We start from the raw sequence: 16,601 nt of genomic DNA, 5'->3' as shown, positions 1-16,601 counted from the left end.
TAATTGACTTATTTAAATAAAAAGATCGTGACCAGAAAAGACCTAGAAAATATAAACAAAGACAAAGAAATTATCGAATTACGAATGCAGTCGGAAGACCTCATCAATAATGTTGAATCGCTCAGTGATGAAGATTTCAGAAACGAGGCTCTACGTATTGAAAAAGAAATAGATGACCGCATTTCCATCCTATATCAGAAAATGAAAGACTAAAATAGACATTCAACAGAAAGGAGCCATCTGTGTACTTATTTATAAATAGATAATATGGCAAAAGATATTCTACTTATTAAAAAGAAATAAGTATCTCCAAGCACACAAAATTCTATTAAAAAGAGAATCAAACGCCATTTGAAAGATCAAGCCACGCTAAATTTATTATACAGCATAGACAATAGTTTAACTATATCTAAGAAAAGAGACTGATTTTTATTATTATTTTTGGCACTTAAATAATAACATCTCTGCAAATCTGATGAAACATAAAGGCTTTTTTAATTACTTTTTAGTAATAGCTTTGTTATCCGTTTGTACATTCCATTCAACAGCTCAGACTAAAAAAATCGGAGTAGTTCTCATGGCAGATACTTCCACCATATATCAATATATAGGTGTCACAATCTTCGAAAACAACACAAAGCCACTACCGCTTGATATTGCTCTTTCACAATATATAGAAAAGAGTCTGAAAGCCTACCTTACACCCGAATATGAGGTAAGTATATGCGAATTACCCGATTCGTTGAAAACAGCAAAAAAGGCATTTTTGAGAGTGGCGTAGGTAAAAAACTCAGTAGATGGGCTGATACCAAAACTGATGAATATGACATTATCATTTTTGTGAAAAATATGAATGCCGCCTTCGGATATAACTCTGCAGTATCGGCCAAAGCCCGCGGTGTATGTAAGAAACTAAAAACGCTTTACTTATACAGTACTATTTCGTATTATGCTTATAATACCTCAGAAGCCAAGCTGATGGGATATAATAACGAAGGTGGAGATTTCCTATATCACCTTAAAGATGTAAAATTCCCCAAAAACCCCAAAGACTTAACTCCCGAAATGCTTGATTATTTTAGTTATGAATTCAGGAAATACATAAATAATAGAATCGAATATTTCATTTCTAAATCGAAGTTAATGTCACCAGAAGAGCTTTTAGCTAAATCAGCATCACTGCCACGAGATAGAAATTTCCCTAGACCTGATTTACCTGAGGTGGATCCAGAACCATACAGAGACGATTTATATTAAGCACATCGTGTAAATTATAATACAAAGCAGAAAAACTTCGGTTTTTCTGCTTTTTTTCTCTCATTGCCTTCTCGAATTACCTTCTACTAAAATAACATTGAACATCTCGCGAATACGATCACGAATAAAATCACCGTACAACGATTCAATCTGAAAAGGATCACAATTAGTTGTTACAAAAGTCTTTAATCGTGAAGACTGCCACAACGAATATCGGATATGTAGAATGTGCTGCATTACATTCAACTTAGTCCCAAAATGATTGGCTGGGATGGCTTCTCTCCCCAATTCATCAAAACACATCCAAACAGGTTTACCAATGTATCCATGCTGATTGTAGGTATATAAATCCAAATCGCCCGATACGCTATAAGCATTAGCTATACCATTGCATATATGCAGCTTAAAACCATTAAACTCGAGTTTCATATATTCCGAAAATATCTGCATCAGAGAACTTTTTCCAGTACCTATATCCCCATAAATCCACAGACCTTTGTCGAGGCTATACTTCCCTTCAATACCATTGAAGTAGTTGAATAGATTGGTTACGACTCCCCTATTCGAACTATCAATCACAAATTCGGGAATGACAGTTCTTGCTATCCGCAAGAACTTCTTCTTCCGTTGTATAATCTCATAATCAGACAATTTACATGCCGATTGAATAATCCGCTCTCTTCCCATCAGTGCCTTTAGTTTGATTACTCTCTGCATTTTTGTGTTCTTTTAATTCAAATAAACCATTCCAATTACTAGCCATAGACTGCTCAATAATGAGAGTTGCCATCCTGGGGTTCTCTCTCGCTTTTACTTTCAACTGCTTATAGCACAACTCTATCGATCTTTGGCTTTTGTACTTCTGCCCTTTGCTTGTCTTGTAACTGAGCCAGACAAAGAAACTTTCCTTGAACCCCAAATCCAGAAAATCGAAATTAAACTTCTCATATCCCTTTGGGGGATTATAGGGGGAATTAGTATTTCTTTCTTCCTCTTTCTTTTCTTTCTTTAAGTTTGGGTTATCCGTGAGTTGTGCCTGAGTCATTTGCTGGGCTTCAAGCTGGGTTTTCAAGTCTCTCAACTCTTTAAATAACAAATCGATAGATGAGTTATCATCGGAGTTATCGGGTTGGGTTGTACCATTATAACTATTGTATTTACAGAGTGTTATAACATTCATACCTTGAGAGGTATCTACTTTAATCATTCGTTCTATTTTCAGTTTGCCTAAGAATGTTTTTACTTTCTGCTCACCCCAACCCCATTTTCGAGCCAGATAGCGATTTGATGCGGGATACTGCCCTCTTCCAAAACAAATTTCTCTACCTCCGATACGCTCAATTTGCTCAGTTGCCTCAAATCGTGCCGACTGTATCAAGTCGATCCACGCTTCGCACTCTGAAAACGTACGGGCTGCTTCCCACATTTTATGAGAGAAAAACTTCCGGTTAAGTTTAATAAATCCTTTATCCATATATCAATTTTAGAAAGGTCTTAGACCTCTTGTTATGTAATTCAGACTTATAGATAAATACTGGTACTTTTCCATATCCTAGAAGACTATAAATATTATTAATAAACAAAGTATAACCAGTGACAAACAAAGCAAGCCTACCACAAAGTGAGGCAAGCTTGCTGATTGATTTATAATGAGAAATCTAATTATTAGTTTAAGACAACTTCTTTATAAAAAGATTTACTTCCCAAGGCATATACTTTGTAGTAATACCCGATGCTTCATCATAATATCCCTCAAATACAATATAATTTCCGGTAAGACTTCCAGGATCATATCCTAAGGCAGAAACTTGTTCTTCATTCGGGAAAATAATAGTAACAAAACCATCTTTCACGGGGATATTAGACAAAATAGATGTTCCACATTTTATTGTTCGATAGGTAGATTCATCTATGGGATATAACATTATGGTAAAATCCTCATCGATAATTTCGAAAGTATCGGCGTCTCTAACATTAAAAAGTACATTTTGAAAATTCACTCCTAACATAATTGTAAAAATTTAGTTATTAATACAGCGTGGCTATCTCAGAAGAAGAAATCTTATTCAGATTATTACGACTAGTCATCTTCTCTTCTCCTATTGTATAGATAAAAAAAGCCCATTTTAATAGGTACAAAGAAGTTATTCCCCCGACTGAATCTTCTTAATTAAGTGTAAAAAAAGAAAGGCTACCCCCTAAAGGATAGCCTTGACTGTTAACTAGGTGTAGATTAGAAAGCTGATATTAATTGAGTGTAATTTTATATAGATTCGATGTATAGCTATTTTTAACAGCAGCTACCACATAAAAGATAGTTGCATTATACTTTGTTCTAAAATCAGAAAATTGATTTTTTCATTCTATGTGTCGTTTTTATAAAGTTTGAGGATGCAAGGTAAGGAAAAACTTCATTTTAACAAAAAAAGATAAAACTCATTTATCAAAAAATTTGTGCAATAAAAAAAGCCTATCCTAAGGGACAGACTAAACAATTACCTAATAATGAATCAGATTGATTTTATTTAGAAACAAACCATTTTTCGTTCTTCAAAGGAACATAAGTTTTCATTTGAAGCAACAAATCATCAATATCATTACTTACAATCAATAGATCGAGATATTCTTCTTTCAAGAAACCATCACGACTCATTACCTTAATAAATTCTAACAAGGCATCGTAATATCCATTTACATTGAGCAGTGCTACCGGTTTTTTATGTAACGATAGTTGAGCCCATGTTAATACTTCAAACAGCTCTTCCATTGTTCCAAAACCACCGGGAAGTGCGATAAAACCATCCGACAAATCTGCCATCTTGAATTTACGTTCGTGCATCGTATCCACTAAGTGAATTTCGGTGAGCGATTTGTGTTCCAATTCTTTTTCTGCCAGAAAGTGTGGTAGTACACCAATAGCTTTACCACCATTGTTGAGTGCTCCATCGGCAACTGCACCCATCAACCCTACTTTAGCTCCACCATATACCAATTCTACGTTGTTTTTGGCTAGGGCTTTTCCTAAAGTTTCGGCTTTTATCTTAAAAATATCGTTCGAACCTGAACTCGAACCACAATAAACTGCTATTCTTTTCATTTTTTTTGTTTAATTTGTTACTACAAATATAAAACGTTTTTTGCCGTTTATAGTTACAAAGAGAAGACATATCTGTTACAAATTTATTAAGAGTATTTAAAATCTGAATTAAAGAAACTTCGCATATGAAACAAGTATTTATTTTAATCGTTGCTGTATTGGCTCCGATATTGGCATGGGGACAAAATGGATGGAAAGATCTGGCAGTTACCGAAAATTTGGAATATTATATAGATTCTACCAATGTAAAAATGGTAGACGGGAGTATCTATGCAACCATCAAAACGGTATATATGACGTCTGAAAGCAAAAAAGCTTATGTTGACAAAATAAAAAGGGTCTTCAAAAAGAATGCTGACAAAAAAATCAAAAAGTGGGAAAATTTTAGCTACTCCATTACCTATGGTTTATATGATTGTACGCACAAACGATTCAAAATATTAGAGGTGAAAGATTACACGGCAGATAACAAACTCATTATAGCAACTAAATCGAAAGAAGAAAAATCGCCTTGGTTATTAGTAGATAGCGAAACAGTGGGAGACTTCGTTCTGTTTTACATCTGCGATCAGAACATATAAATTCGGAGTATTAGAAAATTGAGACTTAACAATTAATTTAGCTGCATGAAAAATATAATAGAATTTCTCTCTCAACTGAAAGAGAATAATAACAGAGACTGGTTCACAGCAAACAAGGCTTTATATAAAGACATGGAAAAGGAGTTTAATGCCTTTGCCGAAAAACTGATTGAAGGTATTTCGAAATTTGATTCTTCAATCAAAAATCTGACTGCTAAAGATTGCACCTTCCGTATATATAGGGATGTACGTTTTTCGCCGAATAAAGAGCCTTACAAAACACATATGGCTGCTTATATTTGCCCGAACGGTAAAAAATCGGGATTGGCTGGATATTATTTTCATGTGGAAGCTCCCGAATCTAATTACATTGGAGGACATCTTTTGGCTACCGGTATACACAATCCCGAGCCAAAGGTATTACAAAGTATAAGGGAAGAGATTTTAGATAATGGAGACGCTTTTATAAAAGCCATTAAACATGCTAAAGGTTTTGAATTAGACGAAAACTCGAAACTAAAGAAAGTTCCTAAAGATTTCCCTCAGGATTATAAACATGCTGAATATTTAAAGCTTAAAAACTACTCTCTTATGAAATTTGTGTCAAATGATTTCCTTTTGAGCGAAAATCTTCTGGAGAATTGTTTAACAGAATTCAAAAAAAACTTAGAATTTAATCAAATATTGAATCGTGCTGCAAATTTTGCTTTTGAAGAAATATGATCTCTTCTAAGCTCTAAAAATAAAATTTAAGCCTTGACTTTTATCTTCTAAAAGTCAAGGCTTAATAATGCTTATATTTCTCAGTGTATCAGATTGAATACAAAATAACCTGTGGCATAAGATGCGCATTAGAGGTGGTAGACATAAGCTGCCATTGAATTGGTGTAGCAGCACCTCCGGCTCCAATTACGGGTCTTACCAATATCTCCATAATCTCGCCCGCCACTCTATCACCTAAATACAAAGAGGTGGTAAAAGTAATTACATCTCCTTTGGTTCCTACCAAATAATATTCTATTTGGTCAAGATAAGCAGTAGTACCCTTCTTTCTTACATATATATAGCCACTCAAAATATTATCGCCTATCGCATCAACTCTATTATATCCCCACCATCGGAGGGTAACCAAATATTTTCCATTTTGAGGTATAACCATATTCTCATTCAGTGCGAGCACAGTAAAACCATCAAAAGGAAATACCTGCCCAAATGTACTGGCTCTATAAGCTTTTGCATAAGACGCCGGTTGCTCCGTCCACATAGCTGTGCCATCAGCCGTTACAGATTCTAATACCTTAGCTGCAAACGTCGAATTATCTTCTATACGTAAAGGACTATAAATATTAGAAATATCTCCAATCTCTACTTTAACGGAAGGTGTAAGAGTTCCTAAGCCAATATTACCGGCTGTTGTTATCACCACATCGTCTGCTATCTGAGCCGCAGTAGGGCTTGCACTATTATTACGCAATGCATCTACATGAAATATCCCCAATGGAGTTTCGGTATTTATGCCTATTTGTGCAGATACAAAGGCTACGGATGAAATTAATAAAAATAAAAATAGTATACGTTTCATATTATTTCACGAATTAATAAACACATATTCAGACACGATAAAAGAATACTGTAGTCAGAGCAGTATCGAGAGTCCATTGATTATTAGCTGTCTGAGGCTTTATTACCAGATAAAGTTTGTCTCCCGCCGAAGCATTCAGAACCTTAAGGAAGGTATAGACTGTGAATTTCTGACCACTGATACCTGCAAAATAATTTTCGGTAGAATCCTCTCCTAAAGTTGAAGCATTAATTGTGTTCTTATAAACTATAAAATAACCCGATGCTCTCCCCCCGGTTCCACTTGTAACTCTGTAAGTTGCCGTCATACGAATCATTATAATATAACTTCCTGCTACACTTATCGGAATATAATTGAGTCCACTACTAAGAGAAAGAGTATAAGCCGTTTGAGATGCCATAGCACCTGTAGGGGCTGTAACCCTGAGTTTGTATCCCCCACTACCTTTTAGCATACCCCATTTTGCATATCCCGAGGCATCACCCAATAGTACCATACCATCGCCTTCGCCTCCATCTACCATCTTAAAAGCTCCATATGGCGTATCGGAAGTTATATCGAGTTTAGCCTTTCCTACTGTGGGCTGTGTAGACTGTCCCAATATAAGTGAGCCTGCCTCGTCTACCACTACATCATTCTTAAAACGATTGACCGAGGTGGTTGTATTATCTGCCGCTGCATCAATGTAAAATATACCTTGAGAGTTTTGCGTATTGATAGACACTTGTGCAAAACAAACGAATAACGAAGGGAAAAGTAATCCCCATAGAACTATATATTTCTTCATTCCTATAATTTTTTCAGATATTATAAACCATTATACTCGGATAATAGATTGTATTGGTTAATTGACTCCCCGATAAGCCTAAGCCTGTAGCCCATGCATATCCGTCAATAGGCTTGATAGCGAGATACAATACATCTCCCGCGGCTAAATTGGAAGCAAAGAGACTCATGGTGAATGAAAAACGTGAATAATTTGTTCCTGTTGCTGCAACATAATTAGTAGTTTCGTCGACTACAGATTCAAACGTACCGGTTACTTTTCGCAATTGTATGGTTGCTGCCGACATAAGTTTGGTACCAATCGGCAAGCCACTTATAGAACCCCACCAACGCAATGTAAAAACATAGTTACCTGCTCTTGGAATAGTAATACGTTTATAGCCGGGAGCATTCACCTCAGCAGGCAATTCGGTATATACATTTTTGGCGTATGTTTTTGGCGATCTGCTGTAATAAACTACCCCATTGGGTACAGGCTTATCCTTCCATGTAGCTCGCCCGTCAACATCCGAAAAAAGATATTTGTTCACACCTTCCGATCCATCGGCAATACGAATAGGTTTTGTTGTTGAACCTGTGGTAAAAATATGCAGTTTTGCCGTGGGAGAAACTACCCCCAAGCCCAAAGCTCCTGACATATCAATCAGAACATCATCAAGCTGTTGGGCTGTAGTAACGGTGTATTCGGAAGTATTATTTCCTTTTGCATCTATATGAAACACACTTTTGGAAAAAGGTGTCCGAGTATTGATACCTACCTGACTATACAGCGAAATAGATATAGCAAGTATCAGAAGTGATAAAATCATTTTTCTCATTCTCTAGGTCTTATTAGTTAATTGTTCATTTATTAGTGTGAAAAAACAGCGGAGTATAATCACTACACCCCACTGCTGGACATAGTTTGCCTCTAGGTAAGTTGTGTATTTGTGCACGATCCAAACGACAACAAAAAGGATCTATTGCACAACAATAGTTCTTACCAATCAAACTAAGAATATATTTATAAGGGGAATATATTGCACTTAAAGAATAAGTGATTTTTAAACACTTATTAAAAAAGGGTCGACAAACCCTATAAAAAACTAGAAAAGGAGAATATTTTAATGAGCGTGAAGTTGTATTACTCTCTCTCTCTCTCTCTCTCTCTCTCTCTCTCTCTCTCTAATATTTCAACGCACTTATCCAAACTTAAATCGTTAAAATTAAGCTTATTATCAACAAATAATGATGCTGATTTGATAGTTAAGTGTGCCGTAAGAGTCTGCATAAATCGTTTATAAACATTTATTTACTGGCACAAAGATATGTATTAAAATCATATTTCAAATATGGTAAATCTAATTCTTATTTGGAAAATAGCTTAAGATATTTGCCTTTCATCTTCTTTTCAAATTTAACACACGCAAGTAATTGAATTGCAATAGTTATACATAAAACAAATCACGATATAAATAGAATCTATTTGCATATTTTTCAGATAAGATAACAAAAAACAAAAGCTTATAATCACATATATAGAATAATAAGACAATAAAGGAGCAATAACAAGAAACGATAAACAGTAAGAATAATTTAGAGAAACAATATCTCATTAAAATATCCCTAGAGTTCATTTAACAGTTAAAGTAAAAATTTAAAACCCTAAAAAACAAAGCAGGTATATACTCTAAAATAGAATATACACCTGCTTTAAAATATACTTATATCTCTAAATTGAATACAAAATAACCTGAGGCATAAGATCGGGACGTGCTGCATTATTTATAAGCTCCCATTGAAGAGCCCCTACCGTACCATCTGTTCCGATCACAGGACGGATCAAGACCTCAATCTCTTCATTTGCCGCTCTGTCACCTAAATATAAAGAAGTGGTAAAAGTAAGAACATCGTTTACCGTACCTGTCATATAATATTCGATCTGATCAAGATAAGCAGTAGTACCCTTCTTTCTTACATAAATATAACCACTAAGAATATGACGTAACGAAACATCGAGCCTATTATATCCCCACCAACGGAGAGTAAGTAAATATTTTCCTTTTTGAGGGATAACAATTGGCTGATTCGTAGCCAATACCGTTATAGTATTATAATAGAACTTCTGCCCAGCCGTAGTAGCTCTATACGATTTGGCGTATGATGCAGGTTGCTCTGTCCAAGTCGCTATACCATTAGCATCCGACTCTAATACCTTTGCCGACATGGTAGAACCATCGTTAATCCGTAAAGCATCATTTGCACCCTTTACGATTTCCAGTTTCACCGACGGAGTAAGTGTTCCCACCCCCATATTGCCTGCGGAAGTTATCACTACATCATTCAATATCTGGTCAGCCGTAGGTGTTGCCGCATTATCACTCGCTGCATCCACGTGAAATATCGATAAAGGACGTTCTGTATTTATCCCGATCTGTGCATAAGCAAGACCGAATGATATAAGCAATAAAAAAGTTAATCCTACTTGTTTCATAATTTACTTAACTTAATGGAAGAATATTTATACGCGATAAAAGAATACGGTAGTCAAACTAAGATCCAGAGTCCATGTACCAGCCGTTTGCGGTTTCATCACCAAATATATCTTATCGCCTACCGCCAGATCGAGTGCCCGAAGTACGGTATATGTAGAGAATTTTTTACCACTCAAACATTCCATATACATTTCTATCGAGTCAATACCCATAGTAGCGGTATTTACAGTATTCTTATGCAGATAGAAATATCCGCCCGTACGTCCCAATGCACCGGTATATGTAGCAGACATTCTCACCATAACAATATAGCTTCCCTGCTCGGTTATCGGAATATAATTCAACTTGTTGCTAAAAGTCATTGTATAAAAAGAGCCTGTTGCCATAGCACCCGTAGGAGCTGTAAGGGAGAGCTTATACCCTCCACTACCTTTTAACATACCCCATCGGGCATACCCATTGGCATCGCCCAACAAAACCATACCATCACCTTCGCCACCGTCTACCATTTTTAGAGTGCCATAAGCCGCATCGGAAGTAATATCTACCTTTGCCAATCCAACTGATGGCTGTGTAGCTTTACCCAATACCAGCGAACCGTTGGCATCTACCATCACATCGTTCTTGAAACGATTTGCCGAAGTGGTTGCATTATCAGCCCCTCCGTCAATGTAAAATATGCCTTGCGGATTTTTAGTATTTATTGAAACCTGAGCTATAGTGATAGAAGACATCAAAAGCGACAAACCTAATAGAGTTATATATTTTTTCATTCGTTTTTCTTGTTTTCAAATATTATAGACCATTATACTCGGATAATAAATAGTTGCTGTTGTTTGCCCTGCACTCAACCCTGCACCTGTTGCCCAATTGTAGCCATCATCGGGTCGGAGTCTTAAAAACATAACATAACCTGCGGGAAGGTTAGAGGCAAAAAAACTTACGGTAAACGAAAAACGGGTGGTACTCCCTCCCACTCCCGTAACTGCAGTATAATAAGTAGTCTGATCGAGAACAGTAGCCGTAGTTGCATTTACATACCTACATAGCTGAATAGTGGCTGCCGACATTAGCTTCGTGCCGATAGGCAAAGCATCTAAAGCTCCCCACCATCGCAAGGTAAATACATAGTTACCTGCTCGGGGTATTGTGATACGGCTATATCCAGCAGAATTAACTTCTACGGGAAGTTCCGTAAATACATTTTTGGTGAATGTTCTGGGTGTGGCACTATAATAAACAATACCATTGGCTATGGGTTTATCTTTCCATGTACCCCTACCCTCGGTATCTGAGAAAAAGTATTTGTTAACACCCTGCGATCCGTCTGCCAAACGAAGTGGCTTAAGTGTGCCATTGGATGTATCTATATGTAGCTTTGCCTTCGGTTGTAGTACACCAACACCAACATTGCCCTGTTTATCAATCACCACATCATCTGCTGCTTCGGCAACTATTGCCCCCGTAGACGATGTATTGTTTCCTTTACCATCAATGTGCAATACACTACCGGCATAGGGGATTCGAGTATTTATTCCTACTTGACCAAACAGTGAGACTGAAATAATCAGTACATACCCTAATAGAATTGTTTTCCTCATTTTGTCGTTCTCATTCATTAAATACGTTCTCTCTCTAAATAAAACAGAGAAGGACAATCACTAAACTTCGCAACTGAACACAGTTTACCCATAATCAAAAAACATTAAGCCCAATAGTTCCCCAACCAATGGTACAACAGAGGTACTATAAAATGTATATTTAGTGCAGATACAGATATAACTACAATAATAAACACACAATTTTATGTGACCTCATTTTTTAATGTCACAATAGAATATGATTATGATATATAACAATACTCGTACACTGTCTCACACGATTGGATACAGCAACTTAATTTGCGATAGTTAAAATTCAGATTTTTACAAACAAAAGCGTCAGTGAATAGTGTTGTCATTTTCAGTGATAAAAAAAATGTTAATTTCCCGTTTAACAAATGCAAAGATAATCCTTTTATTTAAAATTCTGACAAAAAAGGATTATTACTCTCAATTAATGAAAAAACACCTTCCATTTTAACAATTAAAACAATTAAAATCTAATTAACTGCTCTTTTTTTACACAATTATGTTGTAAAACCAACTAGATTTTAATACTTTTGCACACACGCAATAATATCGAAACGAAAAATTGCACTACGGACATAGTTATGCCATAGGTAACGCCTCGGTTACAAAAGAAAATTGAACGACAACAAAAGAAACAACAACCTATCAATACTTTTGATAGGTTTGTTATTTTATACAATATACCAATACAATAAGGACTTCTAGCTTAATAAGCAATAACTTTCATGCCTTTAGTAAATTCCATCCCATCGGGCTTAATTATGCCAAATTCGGAAGTTGTTCCATGCAACATCCCTGACGAAGCAGTGGGTCTGAAAAATATCATTCTAATTTTATCCCCGGCTGCAAATTTATACAAAACAGGAGGTACATGAACAGTTTCAACGTATCTATCGATACCCGGACCCGAAATCAAATATCTTGAACCTGCCAGACTTGTCCAACTACTTGTATTAGCATTATAAAGTTGTATTACAACATTAAGGGTAGCCAAATTTTTAGCTATACTGGTTATATCAGCCAGAGTTGTAGCAATAGCGCTACCCACCCTATAATTGATATAGCCACTCAATTCGTAAGTGCCTGCTTCTTCAAAAGTAAAAGTATTGTCGCTATTCAATACCATAATATTGTTGGACTTAATATCACTCTGAGCCCATGCCACTATAATAGGTTCGGCTTGATTAAAGCTATCAGCCACGCTTCCGTTAGGTGCATATAACTGATTTGTACCCGACTGTATAAGAAACAATTTAGCCGGCACATAAGCCGCTGTACCCACGTGTCCCTCATTATCTACAACAAGTATTGTAGCATTAGTTAATGGAGGAGTATCGGTTATTATCATATCTCCTTGGACATGAAGTGTGGACTGCGGATTCTCGGTATTAATACCCACCTGAGCATTAATTATACTTGTAAACAAAAGACAAGTAATAAGTAATTTTATTTTTTTCATTTGATGAAATATTTTGTAGTGATATACTTTATATTCTTTTAGTTAGTGTTTTATGAATCAATTACTACTATTGATAACCTTCAGACCTTTGGTAAATAGTAATCCTTCGGGCTTTTGGATACCCAATTCGGAAGATGTAGCGTGTGGGGAAGCAAAGTTGGCTAGAGGTCGGTAAAAAACTACACGTATTTTATCGCCCGCTTTAAAATTATAAGCTACAGAGGGAATCATAATCGTTTCGGGATATTTATCAATACCAGGACCCGATGTTAAGTATCTAACACCTGCTATATTACGCCAACTGTTTGTGGCTACCTCGTACAACTGTATAGTGACATTGAGCGCAATAAGATTAACAGCAATAGAAGACACTTGAGCCAAAGTAGTTGCCACTTTAGCTCCTGCCCTATAATTGATATAACCACTCACTTCGTAGGTGCCTATTTTATCGAATGTAAACGAATTATCCGCACTATTAAATGTCATTATATTATTACTTATAATATCGCTATTACTCCATTCTACAATTATGGGGGTAGCATTATTGAAACTAGCAATAATCGGGTCGGTGGTCGCATATAACTGATCGTTTGACGACTGTACAATCATTGCTTTTGCTGTTTTCTGAGTGGTGTATACACGCCCCTTATTATCTATCCCCAACGCAGTGGGGTTAGAAAGAATAGGCGTATTTGTCACTCTCAGATCTCCTTCAACATGAAGTGTAGCTTGCGGATTGGTTGTACCAATACCTACCTTTTGTTGAGCATTAAGAGTGTTCACAAATAATAGGCAAACCAATATTGTCTTGAATGTTTTCATTACTATTGTCTTTTGGGGTACTTTATATTTTATTGATTGGATTTTTCGGGGCACAACATCACTATGTAATCGACACCAATTACATGAAAAAATTGTGTTTAGGAAATGTAAAGACGTGAGAACGCATCTCAAAAAATATTTTCCGAGATTTATTTGTTTAAAATGAAAATGATTAGTTAGCTGTGTATAGTCTCTCTCTCTCTCTCTCTCTCTCTCTCTCTCTCTCTCTCTAATATTTCAGCACAATTAACCAAACCTAAACAGTTAAAGTTTAGATTATTATCTAGTGATATATTTGTTAATTTTACTTGAGCCATTATTGTAATGAGTTATTTTACAGGGGCGAAGATAGTACTTTTTATAATACAAGAAAAATTTTAATGTATATATCTTTGATTGTATAAAAAACCACGCAAGGTGTATTGCGTGGTTTTTGTTGGGTATAAGGTAGGATCTTTATTGGTTTATAGTTATTGATTTTGTCGTCTAAACTCTTCTGCTTGTAATATACACCAGGCAAAGGCATTGGCGGTAAAGGTGGTATTGTCAACTCTGTTGCCTGTGCCGCCAAAGTTCAGACGGAAGCCGGGGTAATTGGTAAAGGTTCGGCCATTTATGGTTCTATTGGTTAGGACGAAGGGACAGACATTGCTTAGTACATTGGCGTAGGTTCGGGCTTCGGAGGAGTTAAATCCGCCGTCGCCGATAAATACGAAGGGTAGGTTTTTGTGTCGGAAGATGGTGACTCCTTCGGCGGGACGGGTGGTGTTACCGATTTCTCTGGCGCCGGAATAGATGACGACTTCGTCTAGGGGGAGATTGGTGACATATTGGGTGGTGGAGGCGTCTTCGCCCCAATTTCTTCCTAGGATATCATTGAAGGGGCCTCTTAGGATGGGGTCGTCGTCTCGACAATAATAGGGACGCATATTGGCGGGCATATTGGTGCTATTGAAGCCTAGGGTATAGTTTGAGCCTGGTCCTGCTCCTCCTGCTGAGGCTATTGCGGGGGAGGGATAGTCAAACAATAGGTTCATGAAGTTGGCATTGGAGGTGACTTGTTCTGAGCAGATCATAAGGATGCCTCCGGATTTTACAAATTCTACGAGCTTGGCGCATTTGGCGGCGTCTGAGGCGTTGCCGGTTCGATAGAATTCGGTGTTATATCCGATCATAAAGATGTCGACTTTGGAGACGCCGTTGGTGCCTTTGAGCAGGGATTCTAATTTGGTGTCTGACATATTCTGCCAGGTGACGGTTTCTAGGGCTATGATGTCTCGGTCATCGTCTGTCCAGCTATTGGGGCTGGTGGGGATGAAGTTGGAGAAGGGGGAGGTGGAGACGTTATTGAAGCCTTGGAATTTCATGATGGACCACTGGTTGTAACCGAAGTTATTTTTGTCGGTCAGCAGGGTATTTATGTTGTTGGGGGGGGGTACGGTTGTCTACGATTCCGGCATTGTATGAGTAAAGGGGGCCTGTGGTATTGCCTAATGTCATCAGCCGTTTACGGGGGATGAGGATGCGGATGGTGGCGGTACAGGAGGCTGTGGAGCTTTCGCTGTTGGAGGTTATTGTTACGATTTTATCGGCTAAACCTCGGGGGACGCCGGTTCCTTCTAGGTATACGACTTGGGTGGAGGCGCTAAGGACGGCTTCGCCTTTGAAGCTGATGCCGTCTATGGTGTTGGTTTCCAACATGGCTATGGCGCCATAGGAGCTGGAGGGGATATTGGTGATGGTGACTGCTAAGCGGTGTGATTGGCCGTTATAGGGGTTGGGGATGTTACTGAGGGCTTGGTCTTCGAAATACATGCCTTCGACGATTGTGGCTGCGCAGCTCATTGTAAATTTGGGACGGGCGGCGGTGGAACGGACGTTTACTTTGAAGCTACAATCGCCTCCGCCTCCATTGGAGGTTAGGGTGAATTGGTCGGGGGTGTCATCACTGGGGCTGATTAGGTCGGTGCCTTGGGTGTGACGTATGGGTTGGCCTATGCCGGGAACGGTTAGGGTGATGGTGCCGGTGGTAAAGAAGGTGCCGGTGGTTTCGTAAAAATAGCCGTTGTCGGGATCGGAGGTGGCGGAGATGCTGTAGGAGCCGATACGGGTGATATTGAGGGTTACTCGCAAATAGTTGGAGGGGGTGAGGGCTACGCCATCGCCGTATTGTCCCATGACTTTGACGGAGTCGCAGATCATGTCGAAGTGGGCTTTGCCCATCTTACCGCAGAGGCTTTGCCATTCTTGGTTGGTTTTGGAGTAATAGTTGTAACAGTCTTCGTCTATGTTATAGATCATGAGACTGTTGGCGGTGGTGATATTGGAGACGTCGATCTGGTCTCGCTGAAGTTCGCTCATGCGAGGGATCATTATGCCTTTGGGAATGGTGTCGGTGCCGTTGGCCAAAAGGTTGCGCACATCGAGCTCGGTCAATATGTTAGGGTTTTCAGTGTTGATCCCGACCTGAGCAGAGAGCATACTGAATAAAACCGAAAACAGAATTAATAAAAAAGTCTTTTTGTTCATCGTTTTTAAAAATTTAAAAAATAAAATATATTAGTTAATGCAAAAATGCAAATATACGAAAAAAGTGTCAACGTGTAATCACTACACATTAACACTATGTATAGCTCCGATTTAGATGAAAATCTAAGTCGTACAAATTCTAAACGACAACAACATAGGGAATGTTCTATACGACTAGTATTATCGGCAGAGCTATAACTTTTATTAACTTTTATTAAAGGATACAAAAAAAGACACACTAATGAGTCACGAAAACGCAATAAGTGTGAAAAACAGATATTTCTCCTTAAAATTTTAGAGGTAAGAAGTGTTAAGCATGTAGATGCGTTATTTAGCTCTCTCTCTCTCTCTCTCTCTCTCTCTCTCTCTCTCTCTCTCTCTCT

At 37.6% G+C, this 16,601-nt stretch carries 19 protein-coding genes; 5 read left to right on the top strand and 14 right to left on the bottom strand.

Translation table 11 applies throughout. The features are described 5' to 3' along the window. Positions 1–27 precede the first annotated feature (27 nt). The 3 genes from IR022_RS02160 (at position 28) to IR022_RS02150 (ending at position 1,257) form a co-directional block, all read left to right on the top strand. The gene (locus IR022_RS02160; protein WP_194202434.1) at positions 28–213 is read left to right on the top strand and encodes a hypothetical protein; all 186 of its coding nucleotides are present in this window, start codon (positions 28–30) and stop codon (positions 211–213) included. Between the two features lie 262 nt (positions 214–475). Next, positions 476–781, top strand: coding sequence for a hypothetical protein (locus tag IR022_RS02155; RefSeq protein WP_194202433.1), 306 nt, complete (start codon positions 476–478; stop codon positions 779–781). After that, entirely contained in the window at positions 724–1,257 is a 534-nt protein-coding gene (locus tag IR022_RS02150) for a hypothetical protein (protein WP_194202432.1), read from the top strand. Before IR022_RS02155 ends, IR022_RS02150 begins: the two co-directional genes overlap by 58 nt. Positions 1,258–1,317: 60 nt before the next feature. Here IR022_RS02150 and IR022_RS02145 read toward each other — a convergent pair whose 3' ends face one another. The 4 genes from IR022_RS02145 to IR022_RS02130 all read right to left on the bottom strand — a co-directional run bounded on the left by IR022_RS02145 (position 1,318) and on the right by IR022_RS02130 (position 4,354). After that, entirely contained in the window at positions 1,318–1,944 is a 627-nt protein-coding gene (locus IR022_RS02145; RefSeq protein WP_242053016.1) for a hypothetical protein, read from the bottom strand. Beyond that, positions 1,910–2,731: a hypothetical protein gene (locus IR022_RS02140; RefSeq protein WP_194202431.1), complete on the bottom strand. Its 822-nt coding sequence runs from the start codon at positions 2,729–2,731 to the stop codon at positions 1,910–1,912. Before IR022_RS02140 ends, IR022_RS02145 begins: the two co-directional genes overlap by 35 nt. A 196-nt stretch (positions 2,732–2,927) precedes the next feature. Continuing rightward, the gene (locus IR022_RS02135) at positions 2,928–3,266 is read right to left on the bottom strand and encodes a hypothetical protein (RefSeq protein ID WP_194202430.1); all 339 of its coding nucleotides are present in this window, start codon (positions 3,264–3,266) and stop codon (positions 2,928–2,930) included. Positions 3,267–3,778: 512 nt separating this feature from the next. Continuing rightward, on the bottom strand, positions 3,779–4,354 hold the full coding sequence (locus tag IR022_RS02130; protein ID WP_050710493.1) for a TIGR00730 family Rossman fold protein: 576 nt from the start codon (positions 4,352–4,354) through the stop codon (positions 3,779–3,781). A 125-nt stretch (positions 4,355–4,479) separates the two neighbouring features. Between IR022_RS02130 and IR022_RS02125 the strand changes: the two genes are divergently transcribed. Next, positions 4,480–4,935 carry a surface-adhesin E family protein gene (locus tag IR022_RS02125; protein WP_194202429.1) on the top strand — a complete coding sequence of 152 codons (456 nt, stop codon included), beginning with the start codon at positions 4,480–4,482 and terminating at the stop codon, positions 4,933–4,935. 45 nt (positions 4,936–4,980) lie between these two features. Continuing rightward, positions 4,981–5,658 (top strand): DUF2461 domain-containing protein, encoded by a 678-nt coding sequence (locus IR022_RS02120; protein WP_194202428.1) that lies wholly within the window; start codon positions 4,981–4,983, stop codon positions 5,656–5,658. Between the two features lie 88 nt (positions 5,659–5,746). On the opposite strand, the gene IR022_RS02115 is transcribed toward IR022_RS02120, so the two are convergent. The 10 genes from IR022_RS02115 to IR022_RS02070 form a co-directional block, all read right to left on the bottom strand. After that, positions 5,747–6,517 carry a hypothetical protein gene (locus tag IR022_RS02115; RefSeq protein WP_050710490.1) on the bottom strand — a complete coding sequence of 257 codons (771 nt, stop codon included), beginning with the start codon at positions 6,515–6,517 and terminating at the stop codon, positions 5,747–5,749. A gap of 28 nt (positions 6,518–6,545) precedes the next feature. Continuing rightward, positions 6,546–7,304, bottom strand: coding sequence for a hypothetical protein (locus IR022_RS02110; RefSeq protein WP_050710489.1), 759 nt, complete (start codon positions 7,302–7,304; stop codon positions 6,546–6,548). Between the two features lie 13 nt (positions 7,305–7,317). Next, the gene (locus IR022_RS02105; RefSeq protein WP_157258276.1) at positions 7,318–8,121 is read right to left on the bottom strand and encodes a hypothetical protein; all 804 of its coding nucleotides are present in this window, start codon (positions 8,119–8,121) and stop codon (positions 7,318–7,320) included. An 893-nt stretch (positions 8,122–9,014) separates the two neighbouring features. After that, positions 9,015–9,776, bottom strand: coding sequence for a hypothetical protein (locus IR022_RS02100; protein ID WP_194202427.1), 762 nt, complete (start codon positions 9,774–9,776; stop codon positions 9,015–9,017). Positions 9,777–9,803: 27 nt separating this feature from the next. After that, positions 9,804–10,550, bottom strand: a complete 747-nt coding sequence (locus tag IR022_RS02095) for a hypothetical protein (protein ID WP_050708870.1) — start codon at positions 10,548–10,550, stop codon at positions 9,804–9,806. 15 nt (positions 10,551–10,565) lie between these two features. After that, a complete protein-coding gene (locus IR022_RS02090) occupies positions 10,566–11,378 on the bottom strand; it encodes a hypothetical protein (RefSeq protein ID WP_185099943.1) in 813 nt (270 codons plus the stop codon). A gap of 736 nt (positions 11,379–12,114) precedes the next feature. After that, entirely contained in the window at positions 12,115–12,867 is a 753-nt protein-coding gene (locus IR022_RS02085; RefSeq protein ID WP_050708868.1) for a hypothetical protein, read from the bottom strand. Between the two features lie 57 nt (positions 12,868–12,924). After that, on the bottom strand, positions 12,925–13,689 hold the full coding sequence (locus IR022_RS02080; protein WP_194202426.1) for a hypothetical protein: 765 nt from the start codon (positions 13,687–13,689) through the stop codon (positions 12,925–12,927). Between the two features lie 470 nt (positions 13,690–14,159). After that, entirely contained in the window at positions 14,160–15,056 is an 897-nt protein-coding gene (locus IR022_RS02075) for a hypothetical protein (RefSeq protein WP_194202425.1), read from the bottom strand. Between the two features lie 25 nt (positions 15,057–15,081). Continuing rightward, entirely contained in the window at positions 15,082–16,218 is a 1,137-nt protein-coding gene (locus tag IR022_RS02070; RefSeq protein WP_194202424.1) for a hypothetical protein, read from the bottom strand. Positions 16,219–16,601 lie beyond the last annotated feature (383 nt).

Origin of the sequence: Dysgonomonas sp. GY617, assembly GCF_015233815.1 — a bacterium.
In the GTDB taxonomy this organism is placed as follows: domain Bacteria; phylum Bacteroidota; class Bacteroidia; order Bacteroidales; family Dysgonomonadaceae; genus Dysgonomonas_A.
This window is presented reverse-complemented; position numbering and strand designations above follow the sequence as displayed.